The organism is Rhizobium album, from assembly GCF_003122325.1.
Taxonomy (GTDB): Bacteria; Pseudomonadota; Alphaproteobacteria; order Rhizobiales; family Rhizobiaceae; genus Metarhizobium; species Metarhizobium album.
The window spans coordinates 1-26584 of sequence record NZ_QFBC01000012.1; the positions used below are offsets into that span (position 1 = coordinate 1).

General features: G+C 56.4%; 30 protein-coding genes and 8 pseudogenes. 21 read left to right on the forward strand and 17 right to left on the reverse strand.

The window, feature by feature from the left end:
• Positions 1-576: IS66 family transposase (locus DEM27_RS21875; protein WP_165823527.1), on the forward strand; the 576-nt coding region annotated here is incomplete at its 5' end.
• A gap of 9 nt (positions 577-585) precedes the next feature.
• A pseudogene (locus tag DEM27_RS35085) lies at positions 586-769 on the forward strand (hypothetical protein); the annotation flags it as partial.
• On the opposite strand, the gene DEM27_RS34100 reads toward DEM27_RS35085, so the two are convergent.
• Positions 744-905, reverse strand: coding sequence for a hypothetical protein (locus DEM27_RS34100; protein ID WP_165823526.1), 162 nt, complete (start codon positions 903-905; stop codon positions 744-746). The pseudogene DEM27_RS35085 and the gene DEM27_RS34100 overlap by 26 nt on opposite strands.
• On the opposite strand from DEM27_RS34100, the gene DEM27_RS21885 reads away from it, so the two are divergent.
• Together DEM27_RS21885 and DEM27_RS21890 are read left to right on the forward strand one after the other, a co-directional pair.
• Positions 895-1194, forward strand: a complete 300-nt coding sequence (locus DEM27_RS21885; RefSeq protein ID WP_109460394.1) for a BON domain-containing protein — start codon at positions 895-897, stop codon at positions 1192-1194. The two genes, DEM27_RS34100 and DEM27_RS21885, sit on opposite strands and share 11 nt — an antisense overlap.
• Positions 1195-1205: 11 nt before the next feature.
• A complete protein-coding gene (locus DEM27_RS21890) occupies positions 1206-1556 on the forward strand; it encodes a hypothetical protein (protein ID WP_109460395.1) in 351 nt (116 codons plus the stop codon).
• A gap of 93 nt (positions 1557-1649) precedes the next feature.
• Here DEM27_RS21890 and amyA read toward each other — a convergent pair whose 3' ends face one another.
• The 3 genes from amyA to DEM27_RS21905 form a co-directional block, all read right to left on the reverse strand.
• A complete protein-coding gene (gene amyA, locus DEM27_RS21895; RefSeq protein WP_109460396.1) occupies positions 1650-3131 on the reverse strand; it encodes an alpha-amylase in 1482 nt (493 codons plus the stop codon).
• Positions 3132-3257: 126 nt separating this feature from the next.
• On the reverse strand, positions 3258-3491 hold the full coding sequence (locus tag DEM27_RS34990; RefSeq protein ID WP_109460397.1) for a BA14K family protein: 234 nt from the start codon (positions 3489-3491) through the stop codon (positions 3258-3260).
• Positions 3457-3951 (reverse strand): DUF4142 domain-containing protein, encoded by a 495-nt coding sequence (locus DEM27_RS21905; RefSeq protein ID WP_109460398.1) that lies wholly within the window; start codon positions 3949-3951, stop codon positions 3457-3459. The genes DEM27_RS34990 and DEM27_RS21905 overlap by 35 nt, the downstream gene beginning before the upstream one ends.
• A 206-nt stretch (positions 3952-4157) precedes the next feature.
• Here DEM27_RS21905 and DEM27_RS21910 point away from each other — a divergent pair, with 206 nt between their 5' ends.
• The gene (locus tag DEM27_RS21910; protein WP_109460399.1) at positions 4158-4532 is read left to right on the forward strand and encodes a response regulator; all 375 of its coding nucleotides are present in this window, start codon (positions 4158-4160) and stop codon (positions 4530-4532) included.
• 24 nt (positions 4533-4556) lie between these two features.
• Entirely contained in the window at positions 4557-4751 is a 195-nt protein-coding gene (locus DEM27_RS21915; RefSeq protein ID WP_109460400.1) for a hypothetical protein, read from the forward strand.
• A gap of 325 nt (positions 4752-5076) precedes the next feature.
• On the opposite strand, the gene DEM27_RS21920 is transcribed toward DEM27_RS21915, so the two are convergent.
• The gene (locus tag DEM27_RS21920; RefSeq protein WP_109460401.1) at positions 5077-5700 is read right to left on the reverse strand and encodes a DUF72 domain-containing protein; all 624 of its coding nucleotides are present in this window, start codon (positions 5698-5700) and stop codon (positions 5077-5079) included.
• Positions 5701-6042: 342 nt separating this feature from the next.
• On the opposite strand from DEM27_RS21920, the gene DEM27_RS21925 reads away from it, so the two are divergent.
• From DEM27_RS21925 to DEM27_RS21960, 7 genes are all read left to right on the forward strand, one after another.
• Positions 6043-6516, forward strand: coding sequence for an Hsp20 family protein (locus DEM27_RS21925; RefSeq protein WP_109460402.1), 474 nt, complete (start codon positions 6043-6045; stop codon positions 6514-6516).
• Between the two features lie 74 nt (positions 6517-6590).
• The gene (locus tag DEM27_RS21930; RefSeq protein WP_109460403.1) at positions 6591-6890 is read left to right on the forward strand and encodes a DUF982 domain-containing protein; all 300 of its coding nucleotides are present in this window, start codon (positions 6591-6593) and stop codon (positions 6888-6890) included.
• Positions 6891-7210: 320 nt separating this feature from the next.
• Entirely contained in the window at positions 7211-8386 is a 1176-nt protein-coding gene (locus tag DEM27_RS21935; RefSeq protein ID WP_109460404.1) for a zinc-dependent alcohol dehydrogenase, read from the forward strand.
• A gap of 126 nt (positions 8387-8512) precedes the next feature.
• Complete coding sequence (locus tag DEM27_RS21940) at positions 8513-9013, forward strand: YciE/YciF ferroxidase family protein (RefSeq protein WP_109460405.1); 501 nt, start codon at positions 8513-8515, stop codon at positions 9011-9013.
• Between the two features lie 68 nt (positions 9014-9081).
• Complete coding sequence (gene katE / locus DEM27_RS21945) at positions 9082-11238, forward strand: catalase (RefSeq protein ID WP_109460406.1); 2157 nt, start codon at positions 9082-9084, stop codon at positions 11236-11238.
• 101 nt (positions 11239-11339) lie between these two features.
• A complete protein-coding gene (locus tag DEM27_RS21950) occupies positions 11340-11957 on the forward strand; it encodes a flavodoxin family protein (protein ID WP_109460407.1) in 618 nt (205 codons plus the stop codon).
• 484 nt (positions 11958-12441) lie between these two features.
• Positions 12442-12687, forward strand: a complete 246-nt coding sequence (locus tag DEM27_RS21960) for a hypothetical protein (protein ID WP_109460409.1) — start codon at positions 12442-12444, stop codon at positions 12685-12687.
• 100 nt (positions 12688-12787) lie between these two features.
• Here the strand turns inward: DEM27_RS21960 and DEM27_RS33640 are convergent, their stop codons facing one another.
• Positions 12788-13027 carry a hypothetical protein gene (locus DEM27_RS33640; protein WP_128755545.1) on the reverse strand — a complete coding sequence of 80 codons (240 nt, stop codon included), beginning with the start codon at positions 13025-13027 and terminating at the stop codon, positions 12788-12790.
• Between the two features lie 98 nt (positions 13028-13125).
• On the opposite strand from DEM27_RS33640, the pseudogene phrB reads away from it, so the two are divergent.
• Positions 13126-13581: pseudogene (gene phrB, locus DEM27_RS21965) on the forward strand ((6-4)DNA photolyase); the annotation flags it as partial.
• Position 13582: 1 nt separating this feature from the next.
• On the opposite strand, the pseudogene DEM27_RS34710 reads toward phrB, so the two are convergent.
• From DEM27_RS34710 to DEM27_RS35225, 6 genes and pseudogenes are all read right to left on the reverse strand, one after another.
• Positions 13583-13699, reverse strand: a pseudogene (locus DEM27_RS34710) (pyridoxamine 5'-phosphate oxidase family protein); the annotation flags it as partial.
• A gap of 104 nt (positions 13700-13803) precedes the next feature.
• Complete coding sequence (locus DEM27_RS21975; RefSeq protein ID WP_245446049.1) at positions 13804-17058, reverse strand: DEAD/DEAH box helicase; 3255 nt, start codon at positions 17056-17058, stop codon at positions 13804-13806.
• 57 nt (positions 17059-17115) lie between these two features.
• Positions 17116-17516: pseudogene (locus tag DEM27_RS21980) on the reverse strand (DUF2177 family protein).
• Between the two features lie 77 nt (positions 17517-17593).
• A complete protein-coding gene (locus DEM27_RS21985; RefSeq protein WP_109460410.1) occupies positions 17594-18664 on the reverse strand; it encodes a DNA topoisomerase IB in 1071 nt (356 codons plus the stop codon).
• Between the two features lie 294 nt (positions 18665-18958).
• Positions 18959-19462: pseudogene (locus DEM27_RS34715) on the reverse strand (radical SAM protein); the annotation flags it as partial.
• Positions 19455-19826 (reverse strand): annotated as a pseudogene (locus DEM27_RS35225) (ImuA family protein); the annotation flags it as partial. The pseudogenes DEM27_RS35225 and DEM27_RS34715, both read right to left, overlap by 8 nt.
• A 261-nt stretch (positions 19827-20087) precedes the next feature.
• Here DEM27_RS35225 and DEM27_RS33645 point away from each other — a divergent pair.
• On the forward strand, positions 20088-20306 hold the full coding sequence (locus DEM27_RS33645; protein WP_128755546.1) for a hypothetical protein: 219 nt from the start codon (positions 20088-20090) through the stop codon (positions 20304-20306).
• 35 nt (positions 20307-20341) lie between these two features.
• On the opposite strand, the gene DEM27_RS22005 is transcribed toward DEM27_RS33645, so the two are convergent.
• The 3 genes from DEM27_RS22005 to DEM27_RS22015 all read right to left on the reverse strand — a co-directional run bounded on the left by DEM27_RS22005 (position 20342) and on the right by DEM27_RS22015 (position 22636).
• Positions 20342-20785, reverse strand: coding sequence for a PPC domain-containing DNA-binding protein (locus DEM27_RS22005; RefSeq protein WP_109460412.1), 444 nt, complete (start codon positions 20783-20785; stop codon positions 20342-20344).
• A 28-nt stretch (positions 20786-20813) separates the two neighbouring features.
• Complete coding sequence (locus DEM27_RS22010; RefSeq protein ID WP_109460413.1) at positions 20814-21068, reverse strand: hypothetical protein; 255 nt, start codon at positions 21066-21068, stop codon at positions 20814-20816.
• A 146-nt stretch (positions 21069-21214) separates the two neighbouring features.
• On the reverse strand, positions 21215-22636 hold the full coding sequence (locus tag DEM27_RS22015; protein ID WP_109460414.1) for a dihydrolipoyl dehydrogenase: 1422 nt from the start codon (positions 22634-22636) through the stop codon (positions 21215-21217).
• 88 nt (positions 22637-22724) lie between these two features.
• Here DEM27_RS22015 and DEM27_RS22020 point away from each other — a divergent pair, with 88 nt between their 5' ends.
• The 5 genes and pseudogenes from DEM27_RS22020 (at position 22725) to DEM27_RS35090 (ending at position 24830) form a co-directional block, all read left to right on the forward strand.
• The gene (locus DEM27_RS22020; protein WP_109460415.1) at positions 22725-22937 is read left to right on the forward strand and encodes a hypothetical protein; all 213 of its coding nucleotides are present in this window, start codon (positions 22725-22727) and stop codon (positions 22935-22937) included.
• Between the two features lie 25 nt (positions 22938-22962).
• Entirely contained in the window at positions 22963-23337 is a 375-nt protein-coding gene (locus DEM27_RS22025) for a thioredoxin domain-containing protein (RefSeq protein WP_109460416.1), read from the forward strand.
• Positions 23338-23653: 316 nt separating this feature from the next.
• Positions 23654-23962 (forward strand): hypothetical protein, encoded by a 309-nt coding sequence (locus tag DEM27_RS22030; RefSeq protein WP_109460417.1) that lies wholly within the window; start codon positions 23654-23656, stop codon positions 23960-23962.
• A 60-nt stretch (positions 23963-24022) separates the two neighbouring features.
• Positions 24023-24632: pseudogene (locus tag DEM27_RS22035) on the forward strand (DNA polymerase ligase N-terminal domain-containing protein); the annotation flags it as partial.
• Positions 24633-24647: 15 nt separating this feature from the next.
• Entirely contained in the window at positions 24648-24830 is a 183-nt protein-coding gene (locus DEM27_RS35090; RefSeq protein WP_337250479.1) for a hypothetical protein, read from the forward strand.
• A 2-nt stretch (positions 24831-24832) separates the two neighbouring features.
• On the opposite strand, the gene DEM27_RS22045 is transcribed toward DEM27_RS35090, so the two are convergent.
• Positions 24833-25180, reverse strand: a complete 348-nt coding sequence (locus DEM27_RS22045; RefSeq protein WP_109460418.1) for a GFA family protein — start codon at positions 25178-25180, stop codon at positions 24833-24835.
• 37 nt (positions 25181-25217) lie between these two features.
• Positions 25218-26171 (reverse strand): SDR family oxidoreductase, encoded by a 954-nt coding sequence (locus tag DEM27_RS22050; RefSeq protein WP_109460419.1) that lies wholly within the window; start codon positions 26169-26171, stop codon positions 25218-25220.
• A gap of 168 nt (positions 26172-26339) precedes the next feature.
• Between DEM27_RS22050 and DEM27_RS22055 the strand changes: the two are divergent.
• Positions 26340-26513 (forward strand): annotated as a pseudogene (locus DEM27_RS22055) (DUF2934 domain-containing protein); the annotation flags it as partial.
• Between the last annotated feature and the right edge of the window lie 71 nt (positions 26514-26584).

The window sequence follows — 26584 nt, forward strand, 5'->3', positions numbered from 1 at the left end:
ACGATCCAACTCGCAGGCTGCTGGGCGCATCTGAGGCGCAAGTTTTACGACCTGCACATCACCGGGGTCTCGCAGGCCGCGACGGATACGGTCGTCGCCATGAGCGCGCTATGGAAGGTCGAGGATGAGGTCCGCGGCAGGGACGCCGATACCAGAGCGACGCTGCGACAGCAAAAGTCCGCAGTCATTGTCACCGGCCTCTTCGATCTGTGGGAAAGAGAGCTGCGCAAAATCTCCGGGAAGTCCAAGACCGCCGAAGCGATCCGCTATGCGCTCTCCCGGCGGGACGCGCTGGAGCAGTTCCTGGCGGACGGCCGTGTCGAAATCGACTCCAATATCGTCGAACGCGCGATCAGGCCTCAAACAATCACGAGAAAAAATAGTCTATTCGCCGGCAGCGAAGGTGGTGGACGCACCTGGGCGACATTGGCCACTCTCCTTCAGACCTGCAAAATGAACAGCGTCGATCCGCTCGCCTGGCTCTGCCAAACCTTGACCCGCATCGCTCAGGGCTGGCCCGCGTCTGAAATCGAAGCCCTCATGCCCTGGAATTTCAGGTCCGACGCCATCGGCTGACCGCTTACGATGATCCATGCCTATGACGGCAGCGAAGAGGGCATCACGACCTTCACCGACCGGGGCATCGAAAGTCTAAAGGAATTCCTCGCCGATATCCGCACCTGGGATGGCGGTGTCCGACAGTTCCTTGGACGAGCAATGCGATCCTGCAACGATCGAACGCATCATGGCAGACGAGCCGGAAGCATAAACCCCGCGGCCTTCGCCGGATGAATACGAAGGAGATAACCATGAATCAGATCATTTGGCTTGTCGGAGCCGTCGTTATCGTGCTCGCCATTCTGTCTTTCTTCGGACTTCGGTGAGAGCGCGACAATGGTATTCAAGCCCGCCACCTTTCACGAGCTTCCGCCAACCATTGAGGTCGAGAACCCCACGCAGGCGATGTTGGAAACGGCTGTCGCCGACGCGCTCGGCAGTGATAGCGCGCTGGACGCAACCGGCGTTTCAGTCGTCGCGAGGGGAGCCACTATCACTCTGAGTGGTTCGGTTTTGACCGACGAGGAGGTTGTAAGGGCAATTGAGGTCGCGTCCCGGATCGATGGGGTGAAGCGGGTCGATAATCGCCTCTCCGCGCAATCGCCCAACCTGGCTTGGCGCGGCGAGCTCAACTGAAGGGAACATCAATGAGAACGAACGGTTTCGATTCATATACGCAACTTCAAGACCACTTGGCGGACCTCGATGATGTTCTGACCCCAACGGAGCAAGAAAGCCGTGACGCTTCACGCGACCGCAATTATGAAAATCTTGTGCGACAGATAGCTTGGCTGAGAAAAGAGGTAGCCGACATGCGCACTGAGATATCGGCGGTGAAGCAGGACACACCTCCGGCCGATCGCACATGGTCACAGGTTGCAACGACCGTTGTGATAACCTTTATCGTATCTGAGATGGCAAGCCGTTTGCGGCTTGGGCTCGCAGGTGCTGTAGCTGCACCCATTGTTGCAGCTAAAATCGAAAAACAAATATGGTGAGAGTTGGCCCATGGGACCCCGCCCAGGCGCTAAGTTCCTAACGCGTTTAAACACTGGGGACTTGAATGCGGGTGGCCTTGAAGGGAGCGTGGCTTATGACTGGTTATGGACCCAGACGCTAACGCTTCCACCGTTCGTCGGGAAAGCGCCTTTACCATCGTTTCCGATCACTACCTGCGCTTCATGATGGCCAAGAAAATCGACAAAGACCCCGCCAGCATGAGCTTGCCCAAGATCGGCAACTTTTTCGCCGGGGTCACCATTTGACATCACCACCACGCAGCCGGGGACCTCACCCGTTCCGTGACGCACGAAACCAACACAGTGTGGATCATCAAAGAGATCGGTTTGCGGGCCGTTGGCGAAGCGCTTCCTGGCTTCTATCAGTTCCGGGAGGCATGCGATGGCTGGCACATCGACTGATCTATGCTCTCCATCCTTGCCATCGGTATACTGCGCACCATAGAGATCCGGATGAAAAACGCAGGGCACGCCCTGTTCCCTTAGCAGGACCAGCGCATAAGCCAGCGGCTTGAACCAGGGATCGACCGCGGCCTCCAGCGCCTGGAGCGGCTGTGTATCGTGGTTGTCAACAATAGTGACTGCATGGTCGGGATGTCCTGAGACGAGCGTTCCGTCGAAGATCGTCCTCATGTCAAAATCCTTGCCTGCTTTCGATGCTTCGTGAAAACGATGATGAAGCGCCACGTCGAACACGGTGAGCTGGTGATCCACCAGATCGAGATAGCTTTTAAGGGTGCTCATGTCCGGATGCCAATATTCAGCGACCACGAACAGGTCTTCCTTCACCGCCTGGCGCATATGGCCGACCCAGTCGCGAAAGAACCAAGCCGGAATGTGTTTGGCGGCGTCAAGGCGAAAGCCGTCGACACGAACCTGCTCCGACAACCACCGGCCCCAGTATTTTAGCTCCTCGCAGACGGCTTTGTTACGGAACTCGACGTCCGCTCCCATAAGATAATCAAAATTACCGAGCTCGTCATCGACCTCGTCATTCCATTCGCCTTCACCGTAGTCGTTAATCAGACGAAAGACGCCGCTTTCGTCCGGTTTTTCGATGACGTCGACGCCGCTGAAGCATTTGTGATCCCAAACAAATTTTGAATGCGCGCTAGCCCGGCCCGGAAAAGTGAAGCGTGTATAAGCAAGCGCCTCAAACGCCTCGTCTTCCATTTGGGTCCGGTCCTCGGGGTTGACCCGGCGGACGTGGACCGCTTCTTTTTCGTCGGCCCCCATTTTATGATTGAACACAACGTCATGAATCACGCCGATGCCATTTTCATTCAGCGCTTGGCACGCATGCTTGAGTGCGGACTTGTCACCGTACTTGGTCGCGATCGTTCCCTTCTGCTCGAACTCGCCGAGATCAAAGAGGTCATAAGTGTCATAACCCACAGAAAACCCGCCGGCGGCGCCTTTATAGGCCGGCGGTAGCCAGACATCCGTAATACCCATGCATGCAAGGCTCTCCGCTTTCTCTGCCACCTCCTTCCACAGTCCACCGCCGTCTTGCGTGTACCAATGAAAGAATTGCAGCAGCGTACGACCAGCCATGTTACCTCGCAGCGGATTGAATGAGCGCCGATAACGGCCGTTTGCGATTTCGGTTCCAGCGAATGGCTCCGATAAATGTTCGATCAACCGAGTGTCCAGGTTCTCTCGCCACGGCGAGTAGGCGAGCTAAGACGCGGGCCCGAGACATTCTTTCCGTTTGCCCGAAAACGGTTGATAGGTGTTGTCTTCAATTCGATAGGAGCGGTATCGCTCCATGCACCAGCTAGCGTGGGCATCGGCGTAGTATGTACCGGTGGCATCAGAAACCTGATCAGGGGTGACTACCGAGTTTCCGAAAATTTGGGCGCTTCCGAGGGTGCCTACGTCAATCCTTGGTAAGTCCGTGAATACGGACTTCATGAGTGTGAAGAGTTGGAAGAGTTTTGAAAGCGAAGGTCTTTAGCGGTCCGTCTTTTCCCTGCTTGGAATAAGCGGAAAACAAAGCAACAGCTTCCTCATGGGCGGCGACCTGGGACGACTGATAGGCTTGGTCAAATTCCGCCGGCGCCGTGGTCTTGAGAGCATCAATTTTCTCTTTGAATTCGGTGGGCATCTCCGTTGGGACGGCCACCCCTTCTTGCTTGGCCGCTTCCGCCAGCTCGCTGCCGGCTCTGCCATGGTCCTTAAGCATACTCTCAGCAAACTGTTTGGTCTCAGGGTGCAGCGCTTTTTCGTTTGCCAGCGTGGCTGCCTCGATTTCGAACTGGTTTGACGCGCTGGCTTTCGCAACGAATTCGTTCGGCGACATTTCGGCCGCGGATGCGATCGAGAGAGATCCAAGTGCTACGAACAGGGACAAAGCAGTAAGGGGACGTCTCATGTGATGCTCCAGTGCCGTTGGAAATGGTTCGTCGCTGTCAAACTAGCATAGCGCCACCAAGTTCCTGGAACGCTGAAGACTTGATGCGGAGATTTGCATTTGAGTTGGCAGAGCACCGTTTTGCGCCAAAGCCCTCACTGGCTAACAGCTTTTCCCGCACTACATGCTGAAATCTGACAGCTTATTGTTTTTGGCAGGAAGCGCATATGAGTTTAGATGAGCGACCGGCGGTCGTTATGGTCGTTGAAGATGAGGCGCTAATTCGTATGGACGCTGTATACGTTCTGGAAGCCGAGGGGCATACGGTGCTCGAAGCGGAAAGCGCAGATGCGGCTCTGGAAATTCTGCACCATCAATCCGATGTCGACTTAATCGTCACTGATGTGAGAATGCCAGGCTCAATGGACGGCCTTGGCTTAGCGAGGATTGTGACTGAGCGTTGGCCGAACGTTCGGATCGTAGTCACGTCAGGGTTTGTAAGCCCGTCTGCTTTCGAGCTTCCAGAGAAAGCAAAGTTTTTTCCCAAGCCCTACAGATTGGAACAGCTTGTGAAGTCGGTGAATGACCTTTTGGCCGCGTAATCTACAAACGATAAGGAAATTTGAATGGCAGATGAAACGACTTCCAGCGTCATTCATATTGCTGATTTAGATAAGCTTCACGAAGAGATCTGCGCGGAAAAAGGGCTGGGTTTGAATTCAGAGGCCGCCAAGGCGCTTCATGTTTTGTTGCTGCAGATGCATTCACAAGGTGTGCATGAGAAAACCAAGCTTGAGGAGGCGGGCAGACACTTCCCTTAAGGTAGCGGTTTTGCCGGAAGTCCACGAACGTTTAAATGCTTCTTTTTCGTACTTTTTTCAGTAGCCACGGTGCGTCTGCGCGAGCATTTAGCTTTGGGCCATTCATGGCTCGTCGGTCTGGATGCTGATGATTTGTCGCGATATTCTCGGTAAATACCTATTACGGCGCATAAGCCTATGGGTGAGTAAATGGCTGGGAGCTGCCCAGGTGGACTTATATTCATTCAGCAGCTGAGTTGTACACTGTGGAACATGGTCAATGCGAAGCCTGCATCGTTAGCGCGTTTTCAATCGCGGCGCCCGAGGCTGTATTGTCAAAGATGCATCAGCCGTCCGGAGCCAACAGGTCTAAGAACGCCTTGATCTCGTCTTCTGTATAGCTCGAATAGTAGATCTTCGGATTGCCATGCAGACGCACATATTTCGGAGGCGTGTCAAAATCCTCCGCTGGCCATACAGGTGAAGGATCGGCAAGAACCCGATCGATCGCATAGCGCTTCAATAGATCCAGCGCTTCGTCCGCTGCCCAGCTCCCGTGTCGCGCCTCAATGACAATTTGGTCCTTATCGGCACGTCGCATTGCCTTGAAAGTACTTTCGAGTTCATCACCATCGAAGCCCAATGACGGTGGCAGCTGAAAGAGCAGCGGGCCGCGTTTTTCCCCGAGCGGTGCGATATCTCCAAGGAAAGTGTCGAGCGGCTCGGCAATATCTTTCATCGCTCGGACGTGGGTGATCTGCTTGGGAACGTTTACCGAGAATCTAAATCCGTCAGGTACGGAATCGGCCCAGCGTGCAAACGTTGATGTCTTGTGGCGGCGGTAGAAGGTCGAATTGATCTCAACGCCGTCTAACACCGACGCGTATCGGGTCAGGCCACTTCCTTGCTGTGCAAATCGGTCGGCGACCGTTTTCGGGATTGACCAGGCGGCGGTACCAATAATCGGCATTCGTCATCTCCCAATTTATGCTCGCAAGCGAAACGAGGGGGCAATATTTGAGTTCCGCGCCCCGATTGGCATGTACTCGTACCTCATCTGCTACTCAATGCTTACAGGACGCATTCAGGCGAGCGCTACAGCTTACCGGCTTAATGTCATAAGCGGCTTAGTGAGATCCGGCCGGGACATTCGACCAGCTGCCATTACGGCCAAAAATTTTTCGCTAAGGATCTTGAACTCAAAAAACGTCAAAACCAAATCGGTTATTGCCAGCCGCTACAGCAGGGCTTGGCATTGCTAGGAGCACCGCTGGTGCTTCCGTACCCATGTTGCTTCAAGGAGGATATGGCAATGGCAACATCTTACGACTATACCCCACTGTTTCGCTCAAGCGTCGGCTTCGACCGTGTTTTCAGTCTTCTTGAAAACGCGCAAAGCGCCCGCTCTATCAGCGATTGGCCGCCTTACGATATCGTCAAAACCGGTGACGACGCTTACCGCATTTCGATTGCGGTGGCAGGTTTCGCGCAGGACGACCTCGGAGTTACCTTCCAATCCAACCTTCTCACGGTCACCGGCAAGAAGCAGGAGGTGGCGAATGAAGGTTACCTGCATCGCGGCATTGCCGGGCGCCCGTTCGAACATCGGTTCGAGCTTGCCGATCATGTCCGGGTGAGCAAAGCGGATCTCCACAACGGTATGCTGACGATCGATCTCGTGCGCGAGATCCCCGAGGCCCTGAAACCACGAAAAATTTCAATCTCAGGCTATTCTACGTTCGCCCCTTCAACTCCGGCACAGATCGAAGCTCAAAAGGCGGCGTGATAGCGGACGGTTGCAGAAAAGGGCGCCGTTGTGGACGGCGCCCGTTGGCATTCCGGGTGGGAAAGGAGCGACAAATGAAACCCGATATGTTCAAAGAACCTGTGACAATTCTTGTTGGTATCGGCTTCCCCGCTAAGGTCAGATCGGTAATGGACGCCTATCGTCACCTCTCGGAATGGCCGCCGTCGGTTAGCGATTCTGCTCATTCGATAGCACTCAATGCCTGCAGGGCGGCATTGCAGGGCGAGATTGAAGTGGAGACTGCGCGAGGGATGTTCGCCGCTTTTGCCGAAAGACACGACCTTTTGGCGCCGGACCTCGATGCGGTCGTTGCCACCCGCCATAGCCGCGACAGAGATCCGCACGTCCGTTGAGGCGCTGGAGCAACTTACCCTACCGATGGCCATCCAGCAGATGGCCATCCTCATCTCCGCGCGAAAACCAATTGCATCGCCGCACTAAAACGACAGACCGATGGGAGATTTCGCACGGGAGCCTTCATTGGCGCGGCGATCGAAGCCGCCATGCTGGATCAAGTCAGATCTCCGAGATTTGGGTTAGAAGCCTTACCGCCTTTGGAACTTTCCTCCTCCAACGAGGCATGGCCGGTGCGCTCGCTCTTTATAGCTGCAGCCACCAAGATCCTCGCCGAACGTACTGCGGCAACACTCTAATCCATTGAAGGACATATCCGATGAAAGCACTATGCTGGCATGGCAAGGGCGACATCCGTTGCGACAGCGTTCCGGATCCGCAAATTGAGGATGGCCGCGACGTTATCATCAAAATGACGGCATGTGCCATTTGTGGCTCGGATCTGCATCTGATGGACGGTTATATCCCCTTTATGGAAAAGGGCGATGTGCTCGGGCACGAGTTCATGGGAGAGGTGGTCGAAGTTGGACGCGATAATAAAAAGCTGAAAGTCGGCGACAGGGTAGTTGTACCGTTCACCATCTGCTGCGGTGAATGCCAGCAATGCCTGAAAGGCAACTGGTCCGTTTGCGAGCGTACCAACCGGAATGCAGATAATGCAATCAAAGCATTCGGTTATCAGACTGCCGGCCAGTTTGGCTATTCGCACCTGACCGGCGCCTACGCAGGCGGCCAGGCAGAGTTCGTCCGCGTCCCGTATGCGGACGTCTCGCCCATTGTAATTCCCAATGGTATGACCGACGAACAGGCGTTGTTTCTGGGCGATATCTTCCCGACAGGCTGGAAGGCGGCCGCAAATTGCGAGATCGAACCGACGGATATCGTCGCCATTTGGGGCTGCGGGCCGGTTGGTCAGTTCTGCGTCACGAGTGCCTTTATGCAAGGTGCAGCCCGCGTCATCGCTATCGACAATGTTCCTGAGCGGCTTGCCCTGGCGCAACAAGCCGGAGCGGAAATCATCAACTTTGACGATGAAGACGCCACCATTCCGGACCGGATCAAGGAAATGACCGGTGGTCATGGCGCCGACAAATGCATCGACGCGGTCGGTTCTGAATCCCACGCCACCGCCTCTTTCGACGCCATCATTGACAAGGTCAAAGCCGCTACGCTGCTTGGAACCGACCGACCGCATGCGCTGCGTGCCGCGATCATGGCGTGCCGACCTGGCGGAATCGTTTCGGTTCCGGGCGTCTACGGCGGTTTTCTGGACAAGATTCCCTTCGGCGCCGCAATGAACAAGGGCCTGACCATCCGTACAGGACAAACACATGTGAACCGGTATTCACTCGATCTTCTCCGCCGCATCGAAGAAGGCGAGATCGATCCGAGCTGTATCATCACCCATCGCGCGAAACTTGAGGATGGCCCTGCCCTCTACGAGACCTTCAGAGACAAGAAGGACAACTGCATCAAGGTCGTGCTGACGGCGTAATAGGGTCCCCTCAGACCCTGCCGCTCAGCGTCTGAGCTGACGATAACAGAAACGTTATCAGCGTGGGAACCTTCGATGGAAAAGCAAGTTGAATAGCGCGTCACTAATAACAGGGAGAATTCTCCAATGCCGACAGCCAAGACCCTCGACGACCTGTTCCTTGACACCCTCAAGGATATCTATTTTGCAGAAAAGCAGATCCTGAAGGCTCTGCCCAAGATGGCTCGAGCCGCCCAGTCTGAGGAAGGGAAAGCCGGTTTCCTCCAGCATCGGGACGAAACCCAAGGTCAGATCGAACGTATCGAACAGGTCTTCGAGATTCTGGGCAAGCCCGCCCGTGGCAAGACTTGCGAGGCCATCCAGGGCATCATCGCGGAAGGTGAAGAGATCATGGAGGAGTTCAAAGGCTCTCCCGCGCTCGACGCCGGTCTCATCTCCTCCGCGCAGGCGGTCGAACACTACGAGATCGCGCGTTACGGCACGCTGATCGAATGGGCCGGTCAACTCGGTCTTAAAGATGCAGTCCCGCTCCTCCAGGCCAACCTTGACGAGGAAAAGGCCACGGATGAAAAGCTGACCGGGCTGGCCAAGGCGTCTGCGAACGCAAAAGGCAAGAAAGCAGCTTAAAGTCTCGAGATTTTGACCAGGGCTGCCCATCGGGCGGCCCTTTCTCTATTTGTCGTGAGGAGATCTCCATGGCCCGAAAGCCATCCACCAACCCCAAAAAGACATCCGCTGCCTCCGATATGGTCACCATCCACGACCAGCAGCTTCACCGCGGTGAAGGCGGAGAGTTGCACCAGTTCGCTGAAGACGGCCATGATACATTGACAACGGCCCAAGGTGCCCCGCTCGCAGATGACCAGAATACACTACGAGTCGGAGCGCGCGGTCCTGCGCTGATCGACGACTTTCACTTCCGAGAAAAGATCTTCCATTTCGACCACGAACGCATCCCCGAACGGGTCGTTCACGCCCGCGGATACGGCGCGCATGGCTTTTTCGAGACCTATGAACCCCTGTCGGACATCACACGAGCAGATATTTTCCAGCGTGCCGGCGAGAAGACGCCGGTTTTCGTCCGCTTCTCTACGGTCGCAGGTAATAAGGGTTCCTTCGACTTGGCACGTGACGTTCGTGGTTTTGCCGTCAAGCTCTACACCAAGGAAGGGAACTGGGATCTTGTCGGCAACAACATTCCAGTGTTTTTCATCCAGGATCCCATCAAATTTCCCGATGTCGTACATGCAGCCAAACAGGAGCCGGACCGGGCATTCCCTCAGGCACAGACCGCTCACGACACTTTTTGGGACTTCATCAGCCTGACGCCGGAAAGCATGCACATGGTCATGTGGATCATGTCTGACCGCACCATCCCCCGATCCTTCCGCTTCATGGAAGGCTTTGGCGTGCATACCTTCCGGTTCGTCAACGCTGATGACAAATCCACGTTTGTCAAATTCCACTGGAAACCAAAGCTCGGCCTTCAATCCGTAGCGTGGAACGAAGCGGTGAAGATCAACGGAGCCGACCCGGATTATCATCGCCGTGATCTTTGGCAGTCCATCCAGTCGGGCAACTTTCCCGAATGGGAGCTGTGTGTTCAGCTTTTCGACCAAGACTTTGCCGACAACTTTGATTTCGACATCCTCGACCCCACCAAGATCATTCCTGAAGAGATCCTGCCCGTGCGCCCGATCGGCCGTCTGGTGCTCGACCGTATGCCGGATAACTTCTTCGCGGAAACCGAGCAGGTGGCGTTCATGACTCAAAACGTCCCGCCAGGCATCGACTTCAGTAACGATCCTTTGTTGCAGGGCCGGAATTTCTCCTATCTGGACACGCAATTGAAGCGGCTGGGCGGCCCTAACTTCACGCACCTTCCTATCAATGCGCCGAAGTGTCCTTTCCATAACTTCCAGCAGGATGGCCACATGGCCATGCGTAATCCGGTCGGGCGGGTGAACTACCAGCCGAACTCTTTTGGAGAAGGTCCCCGTGAGTCTCCTACCCGGGGTTTCCGGCATTTTCCGTCCGATGAACAGGGGCCGAAGGTGCGGCTGCGCCCCGAAAGCTTTGCCGATCACTACAGCCAGGCCCGTCAATTTTACATCAGCCAGACGCCACCCGAACAACGGCATATCGCAATGGCGTTGACGTTTGAGTTGAGCAAGGTTGAAACCCTGGTTATCCGCGAACGGATGATCTCTCACCTTCTCAACATCGACGAGACATTGGCGACAACCGTGGCTCAAAAGCTTGGGCTTCAATCAATGCCCGCCCCAGCCGACGCCGCTATGCCAACCCGTCAGGACCTGGAGCCATCGCCGGCGCTCAGCATTGTCGAACGGGGGCCCAAACGTTTTGAGGGTCGGAAGCTCGGTATCCTGGTCACCGATGGCGTGGATGCCAAACTCTTGAAAGTCCTCACGGCCGCGATCGAAAAGGAGAAGGCGGTCGTTGAGCTGATCGCACCTAAGGTTGGCGGTATCGTTGCATCAGATGGCAAGCGCATCGTCGCGCACCATATGATCGACGGTGGACCTTCTGTTCTGTTCGACGCTGTGGCGCTTCTTACATCACCAGAAGGCATCGAAGATCTTGTCAACGAAGCAGCCGCGCGTGATTTCGTGGCTGACGCGTTCCAGCACTGTAAGTTCATAGGATATGACCGGTCCGCCGCGCCTCTTCTGGCTAAGGCGGGCGTTGCCGATGCGCTTGACGAAGGCACGATTGCACTGCCAGGTGAAGAGGGCATTGCAGCGTTCGTAGCGGAATTGGGAAAACTGCGCGTCTGGGCTCGCGAGCCCTCAATCAAACTCGGCAAAGCGTCACCTCCGTCACAGAAATAACTCTGGTGGCGCGTCTTCGGACGCGCCCCAATCCGCATTGGGAACTACCGTCGCGCCGGGTGCGTTAGGCAAGCAATCTCAATAACATCGAGGAACACCCAGTGGCTCTCAAAGCTCTCGCATTCAACGGCACACTCAAAACCAGCAAGGCGCAGGAAAAGTCGTCAACCGACCGTATGCTCGGTCTCATTGCCAACGAGCTCAAAACGTTTGATGTCAGCATGGAGACTGTCCGGCTGGCTGATTACAACATCAAGCCAGGTGTGACGTCCGATGAAGGAGAAGGTGACGACTGGCCGGCCCTTCGAGAAAGGCTGCTCGCTGCCGACATTCTCATTCTTGGTACGCCCATTTGGCTTGGCCAGCCTAGCAGTGTAGCCAAGCGTGCGCTGGAACGAATGGACGCCTTTCTTGAGGAAACCGACGATCAGGGCCGGATGGTCTCTTGCGGTATTGTGGCGGCGGTCGCCGTCGTTGGGAATGAGGATGGGGCCCATCACGTTTCGGCCGAGATCTACCAGGCACTGAACGACGTCGGGTTCACCATCCCGGCAAATGCCGTCGCCTACTGGGTGGGTGAAGCCATGGGCTCGACAAATTTTGTCGATCTTGAGGAAGTACCCGATGTGGTCACGAAGGCGGTTCAAATGCTCGCGCGTAACACAGCGCACCTAGCGGGGCTGCTCAAGCAGAGTCAATATCCTGGCGAGACTACCTAGAGAAGCAGGGGCAGTTGGGTAATGTTCGATTTGCCGTTCCTGATCACGAAAAGAACCTGCTGCGCGTGAGACGCGGCGTCGAATAGGTCTCGCTCGGCCAACGCCAGATATCCGAACCTCACGATATCATGATTTCGATAGGATGGAATGCAATCATGTTTCGAGCCTGCGGCAAGCCACGCCTTTCCCATCGTCAACGCCATACAAGCTTCGCGGATGATGAACGTCGCTTAGTGCGAAAATAACGCCGCGGTCGACCCCACATCGAACCCGTGCCAACGTGACGGGGAAATTGAGGTGCAACGGGTTCGTTCATCGGAGCCCTTGGTAAATTGTCACAGGGATCGAAACTACCATGGTAACCCTTAGGCGCGCCCTATGTTCCTCAAGCAGCTGCAAGTCGAAGTCAGTCGCGACGAATGCCGTGCTTGTCCTCCTTGCGAACTGAGCTTCAATCGCGGCAAACTTGGACTAGGAACCGGGTATGCGACTGCGATTTCCAAGGCGCGATGCAGAGTTTGACCTGGGCGTAGAGGTTGTCGGAATAAGCGTCCTCATCGCGCAGGGTGCCATGATTATCGAACGCGATGTGACCAAGGAAGCGCTTGAACAATTGCTAACAATTGCAGAACGATTCCGCTACGCAGTTTCGTGGGACAATGCCGCCCACGGAATGGTAAGCGCCAGTTTTTCCCGGTTTCGCCGCAAGCTACAGCTCCGCGTGGTCTAAAAATGAGAAACCGGGTTTGGCGTGCTTCGGGCTGGAGACCCCATATCTTCCGAACGGTGTGACGTGAAACGCGTTTCTGCGGGCCGTCACCGTCGTGTCGTCAGTGTTCTGGCGAACTCCGGTAGTGCGGAACGACGATCTCTTTGGTCCGAGGTGTAAACAGTTTCGTGGCAAATTGTCTGATGCCAGGTGCCGCCGCGACACGAAGGACTGCGTGCTGCAGCGCGACGGCGATTCGTGTCTGCGGCTGGAGCATTTTCGGGGCGATTTTGGGAACGTCCTGCCCTTCCTCCACAATTGGTCGCATCGCCTCATCGTATCGTTGCAGCGCATGTGACATGTCGGTTGTGCTGGACAGCTCGCCAGATAGCACATACGGTGGTCCAGCCCGAGGGGTTCACTCCAACGCCGGGTCAGTTCTCAGTGGCAATCAACAACGAGACGATCGATAGCGAATACGCCCATTATATCCAGCGCCTCATGATCACGGGTAACTTCGCACTGCTCGCCGGCGTCAATCCAAAGGACGTGCATCAATGGTACCTTGAGGTCTATGCTGATGCCTACGAGTGGGTAGAGCTTCCAAACGTGGTCGGCATGAGCCAGTTCGCCGATGGCGGCTTTCTTGACACCAAACCCTATGCAGCGAGCGGGAACTACATCAACCGGAAGTCGGATTACTGCGTGAGCTTTCGATTTGATCCAAAGCAACGCGTCGGCGACAAGGCCTGTCCGTTCAATTCCTTGTATTGGGACTTTCTCGCCCGCAATGAGGAGAAGCTGCGATCGAACCGCCGGCTCGCGCAGCCATACGCGACTTGGGCGAGGATGGACGATGGGACGCGCCGCGGCACGAGGGCGCGTGCGGCAAAATTGTTGGCAAGCTTGACTTGAAATGGGCGGACATTGGCCTTGCCTTCAGGTCCGATCCACATTGCGTGGTAAGCATGCAAAACCCGATTTTTTCGGCGAGCTCCCAAACCTTCTCGGTATCGCCTTCAACATTTGCCATACGCGTATTCTCCATTGAGGGTCGTTGAAAACGTCAATAGTGGAGGAAGTTCCGTGCCCTGCCGCTGAACGCTATAGGCCCCGCCTCTTTTCTTAGGCTTCGCTTCAGGTTGGCGCCGTCCTTGCCAAGACCTTCTCTAGAAATGAAAGCCGCTGTGGGCCGACATTCATCGCGACTGTAAACACAAGCCGCTCATCGCGTTGCTCACTTCGACAGAATTTTGTGAGTGCTTCCCATTCTTTACGGGTCGGTTGCGATGCAAAACTGATCGCCAATCCATGAGGTCCAGCATCAATCTTGCGGATACGACATGCTGCGGCTGCGAGACGAAGCTTGGCCAGACGGATCAATAAGGAAACCTCATCGGGGAGTTCTCCGAAACGATCCTCGAACTCGTCTTCAAGCTCCTCGATGGCTTTTTGATCACTGGCACGCAGGAGGCGGGTGTAGAGATTCAGTCTGACCGTGCCGTCCGAGACGTAGTCTTCCGGTATCGTTTGGGTGATGCCGAGATTGAGCGCGACATCCTGCTGTTCGCGAGACATGCCTTTGCCGCCATCCAGCACCGCGCGCTCCAAGAGCTTTTGATAAAGACTGATGCCGAGCAGCTTCACGTGACCAGCCTGATCGTCACCAGTGACATCGCCGGCGCCGCGCATATCCAAGTCCTGTATGCTCAGCGCGAACCCTGCGCCCAAGCGGTCATGGGCCTCGATGGTCGATAGGCGGGCGCGTGTTTCTTGCGCGATATCGTCGTCTGCAAGAAGCATGGCCAAACCCTGTATCCGGCCGCGTCCCACTCTGCCACGCAACTGGTGCAACTGCGCGATACCAAATCGATCGGCCCGCCAGACGAAGATGGTACTGGCACGCGGCACATCGAGGCCGCTTTGGATGATATTGGTGGACAAGAGAACGTCCCCGTCACCATCGCCGAAGCCGACCATGATTTCGTCCATCTCAGCAGCTTTCATTTTTCCGTGGGCAATCCAAACGGACAGTTCGGGGACGATGTCTTTTAGAATTTTGTGAACGCCATCTATGTCTTCGATTTGCGGCACCACAACAAAACTCTGGCCGCCGCGTCGAAACTCGCGCAGCAGTGCAACGCGCATGGAAGCTCCATCGTACGGACCGAGTGTCGTTCTGACGGGGCGGCGTTTGGAAGGCGACGTCGCGAGGATGCTGACGTCTTGGATACCGATCATCACCGATTGCAGTGTCCGCGGGATTGGTGTCGCGGACATGGCCAGCACATGCAGCGAAGGTGAAAGCGATCGCATCGCCTGCTTGTCGCGCGCTCCGAACTTGTGCTCTTCGTCAATGACCAAAAGGCCAAGGTGAGCGAAGCGGATATCCTTGGCCAGAATGGCCTGCGTAGCGATGACGATACCGACGTCGCCGGAGGCCAAGCCGGTTTTCACCTTGGCTGCAGCTTTTCGCTTGAGAACCCTCGACAGCATCTCGACTTTGACGTCCGTGTTGGCAAATCGACGCTGGAACGTGAGAAAATGCTGGCGGGCCAGAACTGTCGTCGGGGCTATCACCACCACCTGTGCGCCACAGAAGGCGACGGCCGCCGCTGCCCTCAAGGCAATTTCTGTTTTGCCAAAACCGACATCACCGCAGACGAGGCGATTCATTGGCATCCCAGAACTCAGGTCCTGCAAAACCTCGCGGATGGCCGACGACTGATGCGCTGTCTCCGAGTAAGGGAAACGGCGCACGAATTCTGCGTAGGCCTTCTGAGGTGGAGCGAACACTTCCGCCGTGGTTTCGCGTCGAGCCTTGGCAAGGCGTCGAAGATGGCGCGCTGCTTTTCCAATGTCCTTGTCGATTGCCGCGCGGCGTTTTGCCCAGGCCTCGGTATGAAGGCGATCCAGTGATACCGTTTCGGGTGACGATCCGTAACGCCAAAGCTTACCAAACTCCGACATCGGCACGAGGATGGACGCGCCATCGCGATATTCTAACCGCGCCGCGTCCTGACCGGTACCGTCCACCTGTACTGTTTCAAGTGCCTTCAAGATCCCGACACCGTGGTCTTCGTGAACCACGACGTCGCCGAGTTGAATTTGCGGCTCCTTCAGGAAGGTCGACGTATCGACCTCTTCGATATCCTCGCCGAAGACGTCGGTCGTCGTCACAACGTGGATGTCGCCGACCGCAAAGCCTCGGTCCAAACGACAATTTAGCTTCAACACAGATCCCAACGGCGCTGTAGCGCATTCCTTCCAATCGTCAACAGGCGTCACATCCGATGTCTGCGCCACGGCGCGCACCAGATTTTCCATTGAGCGACCGCGGCCGGCAAGTACCACGGATTGGCCCGCTTTCTTCTGCTGATCGACAAAAGTGACCAGAGCATTTAGACGATTGCGTCCCTCGATCGGGCCTCTTGGACGAGCGTCGGCGTAATCGATGGCAAACTGGTCACACATTGCGATCTCTCGAAGAAACTGTTCGCGTTGAAAGTAAAACGGACTTGGCTTGCGGCGTGTGCCCGACTTGGATTGCGCACGGGCTTCTGTCGCGTCCTGAATAGTCCCAACGAGTTCGTCGAGTTTGCTTTCCCATTCCTCCTGTAAAGAGAGCAGACTGCCGTTAACGACATCAACCAGCGTTGGCATTGTGCCGTAAGCTTGCAGGAATTGCTCCTCAACAGATACGAGACGGCTATCGGCGGCGTCTGAGAAGCTGCCGAGGATCAGCTCGGAAGCCGGCCCAAATGTCATTTGCTCGACCGTTTCAGTGGTTCGCTGAGTTTCAGCGTCGTAAAACCGTAGCTCCTCGATCCTGTCATCGCCGTCGAGCACGATCCGCATCGGAACTGGGCTACCTGCTGGAAAAATGTCAACGACGTCCTCGCGGAACACGAGCTCACCAGGGTCATCCGCGAGCGCCTCCTCTAGATAACCAGTTCTAAGCGCGAATTCTCTGAATGCATCACGATCGAATGGCTGCCCAACCTCAAGAGTAACCTCGCTTTCCCGCACGACAGAAAAAGGCGGGGTTGGCTGCAGCACCGCTCCCAATGAGGTGATGAGCAGCCTTGGCTTCGTCGAGGGTTGCAGCCAGACGCGGAGCGCATCCATACGCCGACCCATCGCCTGTTTGGACGGCGCGACGCGATCATAGGGAAGACAGTCCCACGGCGGCAGTAGAATCACGTCGATATCCGAAGCCAGACATCTGGCTGCGCTCGCGATCCGCTCTGCCGTCCCCCCCGTTAAAGCGACGTAGGTACGCGGACGCCGATCGGAATGCATGATTTCGACCAGTTTTGCGGCAATCATGGCGTTTGAGATTTGGACAGGGTCCGATGACGCCTGACTTGTGAAGCCTGAATACTCGGACACGCGCAAGCCACTCTCCAGTCTTTATTAAAATTCGCAAGTTTGATCGGAACCGCAGAGCTATGCGAAATGTCGCGCGACGGCATAGCCGCTCACGCTGGCAATCGCTGTCAACACAGTGCCCCAGATCATATCAACGATGCTGAGTGAGATCGGCCAATTCTTCAGCGTCGAGAGATTGGTCATATCGTAGGTTCCGTAGGCTGCAAGACCCAAAACGGCGCCGTAACCCGCTGCTGTCCAAACCGATCCCGCCTCGAGCCCGGGCCGAACGGCCAGCGCGACGATTGCAGCAGTGAAAACAGGTAGAAAACGGCAGCGACCGCAAAGTTGGGTGACGGGAGCATCAGGTCGCCGAGCTGCTCCCGGTAAAATTTGCGAGCCACGAAGCCGAGCCAAATGGCGTCGATGGCCAGGAACGACACGAGGGTGGCAATATAGGCAATTCCGAAAGTTTTCATGGTGGTATCCCTCCCTGTTGCTGGCTTGCGTGCCTGTTGCGGAAGGCTCGCTTGACACCGGCTCTTCGACAAAAACGCTATGAAGCGGCTGCAGCCCGACCTTTAAGCCATCGCAGTACACGGATCTCTTCTGGGTCCAGCCATTGCAACAGCCGCTCACTTTTGGTCTTGAGCTTCAGCACGTCACGCAGCATGCCTGACTGGAAGTCCTCGAAGACCGCTGGATGGATATAGGAAGACCGGCAAACGGCACGGGTGTTGACGAGCTTCGCAGCGACGCTATCGATTGCTTCATTGAGTTGCCGGGTGTATTCGCGCTTGGTTGCAGCCGCCTCAAGCGCCGCTAGCGCCTCGACAGCCATGCAGGTCGCGCCCCACGTGCGAAACTGTTTGGAGCTGAAGTTGTCACCTGTTACCTCGCGGATGTAGTCGTTGACGTCATGCGAGGAGATTGCGCGAGCGGTCCCGCCCTCGCCAACGTACTGGAACAGATGCTGCCCTGGAAGTTCCTGCAACTTTCTAACGACGTTGGCGATCCGCCGATCACTGTGCGACAGATTCCATTCCTTGCCGGACTTGCCCTTGAAGCGGAACTTCACGCTGCCGCCCTCGACTTTGACGTGCCGGCTTCGCAGGGTGGTCAGGCCGTAGGACTTGTTGGCCTCCGCATAAGTGGCATTGCCCACGCGGATGTAAAGGTTGTCGAGCATCCAAACGACTGTCGCCAATGCTTTGTCCATGCCCAGACCGCGAGAGCGGAGATCGCGCTCGACACGTTCGCGCAGATCCGGCAAGCGATCGGCGAAGTCGGCCAGTTGTTCGAACTTCGCCTTGCCACGCTCGGCATGCCAATCCGGGTGATAGCGATATTGGCGTCTGCCTCGCGCGTCTTTTCCAATGCCTTGGAGATGTGAAAGGGGATTGGTCGAGATCACGACATCGGTGTAGGCGGGGGGGATTGCCAAAGAGTTTAGTCGCTTGATTTCGCCAGCGTCCTTGATACGCCGACCGTCTGGGCCATAGTAGAGGAACCCATGGGCTCCGGATTTGCGTGTAATCCCTGTATCCAGTCGCGGCACGTAAACGAGCCCGGATGCGAGTTTAGCCTCAGTTGCAATCGTGTCGGTATTTATAATCATTTCGTTCATTGCGCGATAACTCGCAAAAAGAGTGGCTGTTCCTCGACCCTCTGGAAATGGAGGAAGTTTCAGACCGGTGCTAAAACTGGGCCAGAACGTTGTCTCGGCAGTGCCATTGAATTGGGGACCAAGGCAAGTCGCTGAGACGTCTACGCTTTACCCTAGACTGCCGCACCGCGGTGGCGTTGCGTGTCTAGCGCTCCAGACGGAAAGTCTACCGATCGAGGCCAGCCGCGAGAAAGCGCCGCGCTGCATCGCGCCATTCGGACAGATCGCCTCGTCCCTCGAGTAAGCAGGTCTCGGTCATAAAAGCGACAGCTGTTCCGGCTTGGGCATAAACATCGATCGCAGGCCAGCGCGATCGATAAGGCGATGTGGGGTCCAGTCTTCCGCGACAATGAAGGTCTGCACTTTTTTCAAGGAAACGCCGAGCCGTGCGACGTCTTCCAATCTCAACCACTTAAAGCGTCGCGTGGACAGGATTGACTTGACCGTCTTGGTCCCGAAATCGGGCACGCGTAGGAGCGTCTCCTTGTCAGCCCGATTGATGTCAACGGGAAAGCGAACTCGATGACCCAGGGCCTAGGCCAGCTTTGGGTCGAGATCGAGATCGAGCATGCCATCGGGCCGTGACGAAGTGATCTCCGAAATGTCGAACCCATAAAAGCGATAGAGCCAGTCCGCTTGGTACAGGCGATGCTCGCGCATAAGCGGCGGCTTGATCAAGGGTAGGTTTTTCGATGGGTCAGGAATTGGGCTGAATGCCGAGTAATAAACGCGCTTCAGACCGTAGCTGCCGTAGGCCCTCCTCCATGTTGGCGAGCACATCCTCTTCCTTGTCGGATTCGACGAAAATCACTCGGTCTGGATGAAGACCGGCCTGGGCGAGAGCTGGAAAAAACAGATCCGGTCGCGTCAGGCACCAGACAACAGGGCCCTTGGTGCGCGCAGCAATGCCTGCGACACACAGTGCAGCCGCCGCACCATCGACAGTCCCTGCTCCGCCGCCTGCAAATTCATGCAGGGTGCCGTAGGCAAGACCGCCACCCGGCAGAACGGCATCGATCTGCGCGACGCCGAACGGCATAGTGCCAGCCGACCGAGCGCATCCTTCGAGCGCTGATATGCGCTCTCGGAGTTCACAAAGGACCTGTTTGAGGGCAGCCGGCATCGCTCACGAATCCTGTCCAGATCGCGTTGAAGACTACAACGTCATTCCGCCTAGATGTTGATGTTCATTGTTTGTTCTGATAGGAGGAAAGAGTCAATAGGCGCAGACTAAGGAATTTCGTCTTAGAGATCGGCCATGGGGATTATTTGCGAGGCGATTCAATTCGCTAGCCTCTATCGCTTCTGGTGGACAGAACCCCAATTTTCTTTGGGAGATTATTCCGAGCCCCTGAAGAAATGAGCCTCTCGATAGAGAACCAGCATGCCCGGTAAGCCAAAACGTGTGCTCGATCTATCAGCCACGCTGCGCAAGGTTCGTGATCCCATCATTCGTGTCGAATGCCTGCGTTGCGACCAAGAGGGCAAATTGATCCGGGCCGAGATCGTCAGGAAGCACGGCGTCGGAAAATTGGCGCACCCGCTGAAAATTGGCCCGTTCGTGCTCGAACAAGATCGGGAGGGATTCGCGACCGCCTGTTGATACGGCCGTCTTCTCCACAATTTGCGGTGAGGCTTTTATGGATCGATGAGCGCGATGCCGAGATCGTCCCTCTTTTTACGACGAAGACCGACCGCGCTTTCGCGGATCATGATCTCCAGCGTCGGGTGGACCGTGCCTTTGATGAAATGGCCACCCTTGGTAGATGCGTCTGAAAACCCAAGGACAACATGCATGTGCAGGCTTGCCTTGCCGTCGTCCCCGACGGCGATGTCGCCGATTGCGCTCAGCACCTCGGTCTGTTCAGGAATGGGTATTTCCTTGTAGGATTTCGAGGCAAAATCGAAAAAGCCGAGCGTTGCGGCGCGGAAAGCGCCGATCGCGGTCAGGGAGGCGCCGGTCAGCTTCTGTTCCTCCGCAAACCGTGTGATCGCCGAGAACGCCTCCTCGCCATCCTCCAGAACAAGCACGAAATTACGTTCGCGCCAGGGATTGCTCTCGCGGAGCTCTTTGCTTTTCATTAGGGTCTCCTGTCGTAGAAAATCGAGTTCAAGCCCATTCGGGCACGTCCAGAGAGCGGATCCATACCCGATCATTCTGAATCAGGCCGTCGCGAAGTTTTCTGCGCGCGATCTCTTCGAAGGCGGTCGCGGTCGACGTAAGGCTCAGATCGTCAGCGGGTGAGCGGGAGAGCTTCTCGATGGCACCGGTGGTCACGAACACGTCGCAGCGATGACCATCGTCGATCAATTGCAGGTAACCGATGCCCGCAATGTAGCAGGGTGTTGCCGTCAGGGAAACCATCGAAGTCCTATCTCCCGGTCTTGTGAAAATCGTTTCGGCCACTGGGACGATTAACCTCCTAAGCCAATTGGAGTTCCGTCGAAATCGCCCAGTTCTATTCGGGCAGGCTGACGATAGCTCACCTGCAACTGGGCGGGGGTATCGCGTCAGACGCCGGGCGACACGCCTTCGTCGCGGTCAGCGGCAAACGAGATCTCGATGCGACTGCAGATTTCACGCAGTGCGGAGCGGAGTCCTTCCTCATAGGTCGGGTGATAGATCGGCATTTCCAGTAATTGCATGGCCGTCTGTTTCATCTCGATAGCCCAGGCAATGAGATGGGCCAGATGCTCGCCCTCTGGCACCGCAAGGGACGCGCCAGTCAGGTTGCCGCTGCTGTCGGCATAGATCCGAAGCAGGCCGGCATTGCGGCCATCGACTTTGGCACGCCCCTGATCCGAAAAGTCGGAAGTACCGACGATAGCCGCATCGTCTGAACGTGTGCCGATCGATGCGCTGGGAGGATCGGTGAATGTGATCGCCAAAGGCGTGGAGCGTCGAGAGGTACCTACGTCCGGAAACCGGGCTGCGTTGTTGCCGGCGATCGCCCCCTCGGCGGATGCTTCATGCAAGACAGGAACATCCGCATCGCAGTCGCCCGCAAGGAATATATTCGAACTTCCGCACCGCATCGTCCGGCGGTCGAATTTCGGCGTGCCATGGTCGTCTACCTCCAGCCCGGTCGTCTCCAGACCCAGATTGGCGAGGTTCGGCGGCCGCCCAGCCGCGACGAGGACATGCGTGAAGGTTTTGTTGCCGGTGGAGGCACCCGACCAAGACATTTCGATCTTATCGCCCGATCGGGACGCCTTGATCTCGGTGCTGAGGTAAAGCGGAAATTCGCGTTTAAGAAGTGTCCGCAGAGAGCTGGCGACAGCGTCATCCTTCAATGCCGCGATCGTATCGCCCTCATCGATTACCGCGACGTCGACGCCGAGACGGGCGAACGCCTGGGCAAGCTCAAGACCGAGCGGACCTGCCCCAATGACGGCCAATGATGTCGGCAAGTCCTCAAGCTCGAACACAGTCTCGTTCGTAAGGATATTGGGCAAGCCCGCGAACGTCTCCGGAATGCTGGGAAAAGATCCAGTTGCGATGACGATCGCCTTGGCGCGCAATCTGCTTCCGTCGACCTCGAGCATATCGGGGCCGAGGAATTTTGCCCGTCCCTTCAGTTGGGCGTCCTGACGTAGATCTTCGATCGATTTTTTCGCGGCCGCGACAAATTCGTCGCGTAGGTTTCGAACACGCTGCATGACCACCTTGCCATCAGTAGTCACGGATTTCGGATTCACGCCGAACAACGGCGCATCAGAAACACTATGAGCCGCCTTTGCAGCAGCGATGAGGAGTTTGGAAGGCATACAGCCGACCGAAGCGCACGTCGTTCCGGCAAAATGTTCATCGATGAGAATGGTCTTGGCACCGGCACGCCGCGCACTTCGTTCCGCGGACAGACCTGCGGTCCCCGCACCGATGATCGCTACATCACAGGTCCGATCAGGCTTTTGCGTATTGGTCGGGTTCATTCCGGCGGGTCCTCGATCTCACGGCGGAGGTGGAACAGTCCCACCCGCAACTTCGTTCCGTCATCGCATCAACAAACTTGAGAGAACCATGACGGACCTGAAACGAAACGAAGCACGTCGGCGCGAAAGCCATGTCGAGAATGATAACTGGACCCGAAAGGCCGGGCATCTCCACACCGACGCTGAGCTCGGGAACGAGACTGTGCCGGCCGACGAGGAGACCGAAGGCGCCACCAACGCACTCGAAGCTCCGCCGCTTCCGCCTGAGATGGCGAAAGACGGCAAAACTGATAGAATTTAACGGCCTCAGCATGCGGAGATAGATCATGACGCAAGATTTCAGACCGGTCGTTTATCTGAAGAATGGCTGCCCCTTTTGCTTCAAGCTGCGGGTTGCACTGCTCGAAATGGGTTCGATCGATGAAGTCGAGATCCGCACATTCAGCTCCGGTACGCCGGAAGAGGCAGCGATCCGTGAACGTCTTTCCGGCAGGGTCGAGAAGGTCAGCTTTCCGGTCGTCGAGATTTCGCCGGATGAATTCAGGACGGAGTCCGACGAGCTCATCGCGCATTTCGCCGGCCAAAAGCAGATTGACCCGAGCACACTTCCAACATTGCAAGCTTATATCGATGGTCCCTTTGCCAAGCTGCAGCAGCTTTTTAGAGAGAACCGGGATTTGAAGAAGGAAGTTTCAGCCTGATATGATGCCTCCGCTTCAACCATGGCCTGCCAGATGTGACCCGGACGCCTCCACAGCTTCCGCTGCTTTAAGGCCCTTGGGCAACCTGTCTTGTATGTTCTGTCCCGTCTATAGCGCTTTCGCCACAGCCTTCCTCGCATCATAAAACATCCCCTCCACACGTTTAAGAGAGCGATGGGATTGCTGATTCAAAAGCGAAGAGGAATGAACATTGCGAACCGGCGTGAATTTGCTTTGATCCGCCGAGTTTCCATCACGACCGAAACAAGAAGACCTGAGCGGCGTTTGGTAGCGACTGAACCGTAAGGAGAAAATCATGTCTGATGACAGCATCACGACGATCCGCGCGACCTTTGAAACCCGCGAGGCAGCGGACCTCGCGGTTGAACATCTGGTTCAGAGCCATGGAATTTCCAGGCCAGACATCTTTGTGCAGCCGGCCGCTTCCAAAAACTCGGCAGGATCCGCACCTTCAGGAGGCGACGTTCGGCGCGACGGCGATGTGCGGACCGATGCGCATCTCGGTGGCGAGATAGAAGTATCGGCCGATATTGCAGCCTCAAAGATTGCTGCCGTGCAGCGTAGCTTCGGTGATCTTGACGCGATCCGGGTTTCCGGACGTTGACTCATAAGGAGCCGGCTCTGGCTGACTTCTATTCGTATCGTGTTGCGGAGTTGCGAAATCATGGCTGACAATCTTTCGACAGATCGGTCGAAACGGGATTTCAAGAAGACAAAGGAACCGAGCGGTGAGGCGGGCATAAAACCGTCCAGCCGGCTGCGCTTCGTCATCCAGAAGCATGACGCGACCCGTCTGCATTACGACCTGCGCCTTGAACTCGACGGCGTATTCAAATCCTGGGCCGTGACGCGAGGACCCTCGTTGGATCCGCATGACAAGCGGCTCGCCGTCGAGGTCGAGGATCATCCACTCGATTACGGCGAGTTCGAAGGCACGATTCCTAAAGGTGAATATGGAGGTGGCACCGTTATGCTCTGGGACCGCGGCTACTGGGAGCCGGAAGGCAACAGCTCGCCGCAAGAGGCCCTGAAGAAGGGCGACTTAAAGTTCACACTGGAAGGCGACCGTTTGCAAGGGAGTTTTGTCCTGGTGCGGATGCGGCATGATCGCGACGGCGGCAAGCGAACCAATTGGCTGCTGATCAAGCACCATAATGATTTCTCCGTTGAGGAGAATGGTGCAGCAATCCTCGAAAAAAACCTGAAATCCGTCGCTTCGGGTCGAACGATGGATACTATCGCAGCCGGCAAGGGGCGGAAGCCGAAGCCGTTCAACCGGCGGCAAGGGATTGCATGTTGTCACGCCTCTTACGGTACCGAAAGGCAAGAAGCCGAGCTGGGACGAGGCAAAGGGCTTCGCCCATGACGTTTGCGAAAGCGAGGCGCGGGACAATCCGGATCTCTACCTGATCAAGATGGCCGGCGGCCATCAAGCGGCTTGCAAAATCTCGAAAGGCCGCGGCGTGACGTGATGTCACGTTCGGTCCTCGTCGAACTGTTCAGCACCGTCGATAGGCGCGAGCCAAGGCTCGCGACGTTTTACCCAAAGTTCGTAGACCGGGACCAGATCGGTTGGCGCGTCACTCAGGCTTCCAAGTTTGATCTCGGCTTCCGTATCGTCATATGCAAACAGGCGCGAGCCGCAAGAAGGGCAAAACCGGCGGCCTTCAAAAACCGTTGTCTCACCCGCGGTGGTGAACTGGTCTGCGGGCCAGATGCCGAAATAGGTGAAAGCCGATCCGCTCTCGACGCGACAGTCGGTACAATGGCAGATGCCGATCCGCGTCGGATCTCCGGTTACGACGAAGGAACCTGCCCGCATTTGCGTGAACCTCTCCGTTCGTTCCTCGTGGCCATTCTCAATATCCTCCGACGATCGGCAGTATCTCGCCAGTGATGTAGCTCGAGCACTGCGGTGACGCGAGGAACACATAGGCCGGCGCAATTTCCTCCGGTTGGGCCGGACGCTTCATCGGCGTGCCGGAGCCGAATTCGGCAACCTTTTCCGGCTCCTTGTCGCTTGGATTGAGCGGCGACCAGACAGGGCCGGGCGCGACGCAATTGACGCGGATGCCTTTAGGAATGAGTTGCGAGGCGAGAGACTTTGTGAAGGCGTGGATGCCGCCCTTGGTCATGGAGTCGAGCAGCGTCTTTTCGCCGTCGAAGCCAGTAACAGAACCGGTGTTGATGATCGCCGAGCCGTTCTTGAGGTGCGGAACGGCCGCGCGCGCCATGTGAAAATAGCCGTAGAGATTTGTCTTCAACGTCTCGTCGAAATGATTCTCGGTCAGATCTACGATGTCGTAGGTGTGGACCTGAAACGCGGAATTGTTCACCAGAACATCGAGCTGTCCGAATTCGGAGACAGTCTTCTCGACAGCGTCTCGGCAGAAGGAAGACTCCTTCACATCGCCTTTGATCACAAGGCAGCGGCGCCCTTCCTTCTCGACAGCGGCGGCGGTCTGCGCAGCGTCTTCATCCTCATCGAGGTGAACGATCGCGATATCGACACCCTCTCGGGCAAACAAAACCGCCACCGATCGCCCGATACCGCTATCGCCACCGGTGATGGGCGCAATCTTGTCCTTCAGCTTGGCCGACCCGATGTAGAACGGCGCATCATACATGGTCGCCGGCACAAGTGCTGCCTCGTCGCCGGGTTTGTCCTGATGTTGCTCTGAGAAGGGTGGCTCGGGATATCGACGGGCGCCGGCCTGCATGGCCCGCGGCTCAGGCGACACCTCCTGCTCATCCGCCTCGGCGACCTGTTCCTGGATTTCGCATTGCTTTGCTGCGGTGAATGCTGCGGTCATTGTCTGTCTCCATCCATTCGTGTGATCCAAACGATTACCGAGCGGATTGGTTCGCGAGGCGGACATGGCCAAACGCGGCAGGGGTGGTCGCGAGGAACTTGTTGGCGTTTGCGCACTTATGCTTGCACGCGAATGCCATGGTTTCCGGGTGCTTTAGGAGGTTGGACGATGGCGAGGGATCAATACGAGCGCATCCAGCAAAGAGCCTGTCAGATCTGGGAGAATGAAGGACGCCCCTAGGGCTCGGCTGCCCGTCATTGGGATCATGCTATGGATGAACTTGCCGGCGAAGACGAACACGAAACCCTTCAGGACCTGATCGATGAAGATGACCAGGCAGATGACGAGCGTGAAGAAGAGGCTTGAATCGGCCATTCCTTCACAAGGCCTGAGCATCCTTCATCACGACATTT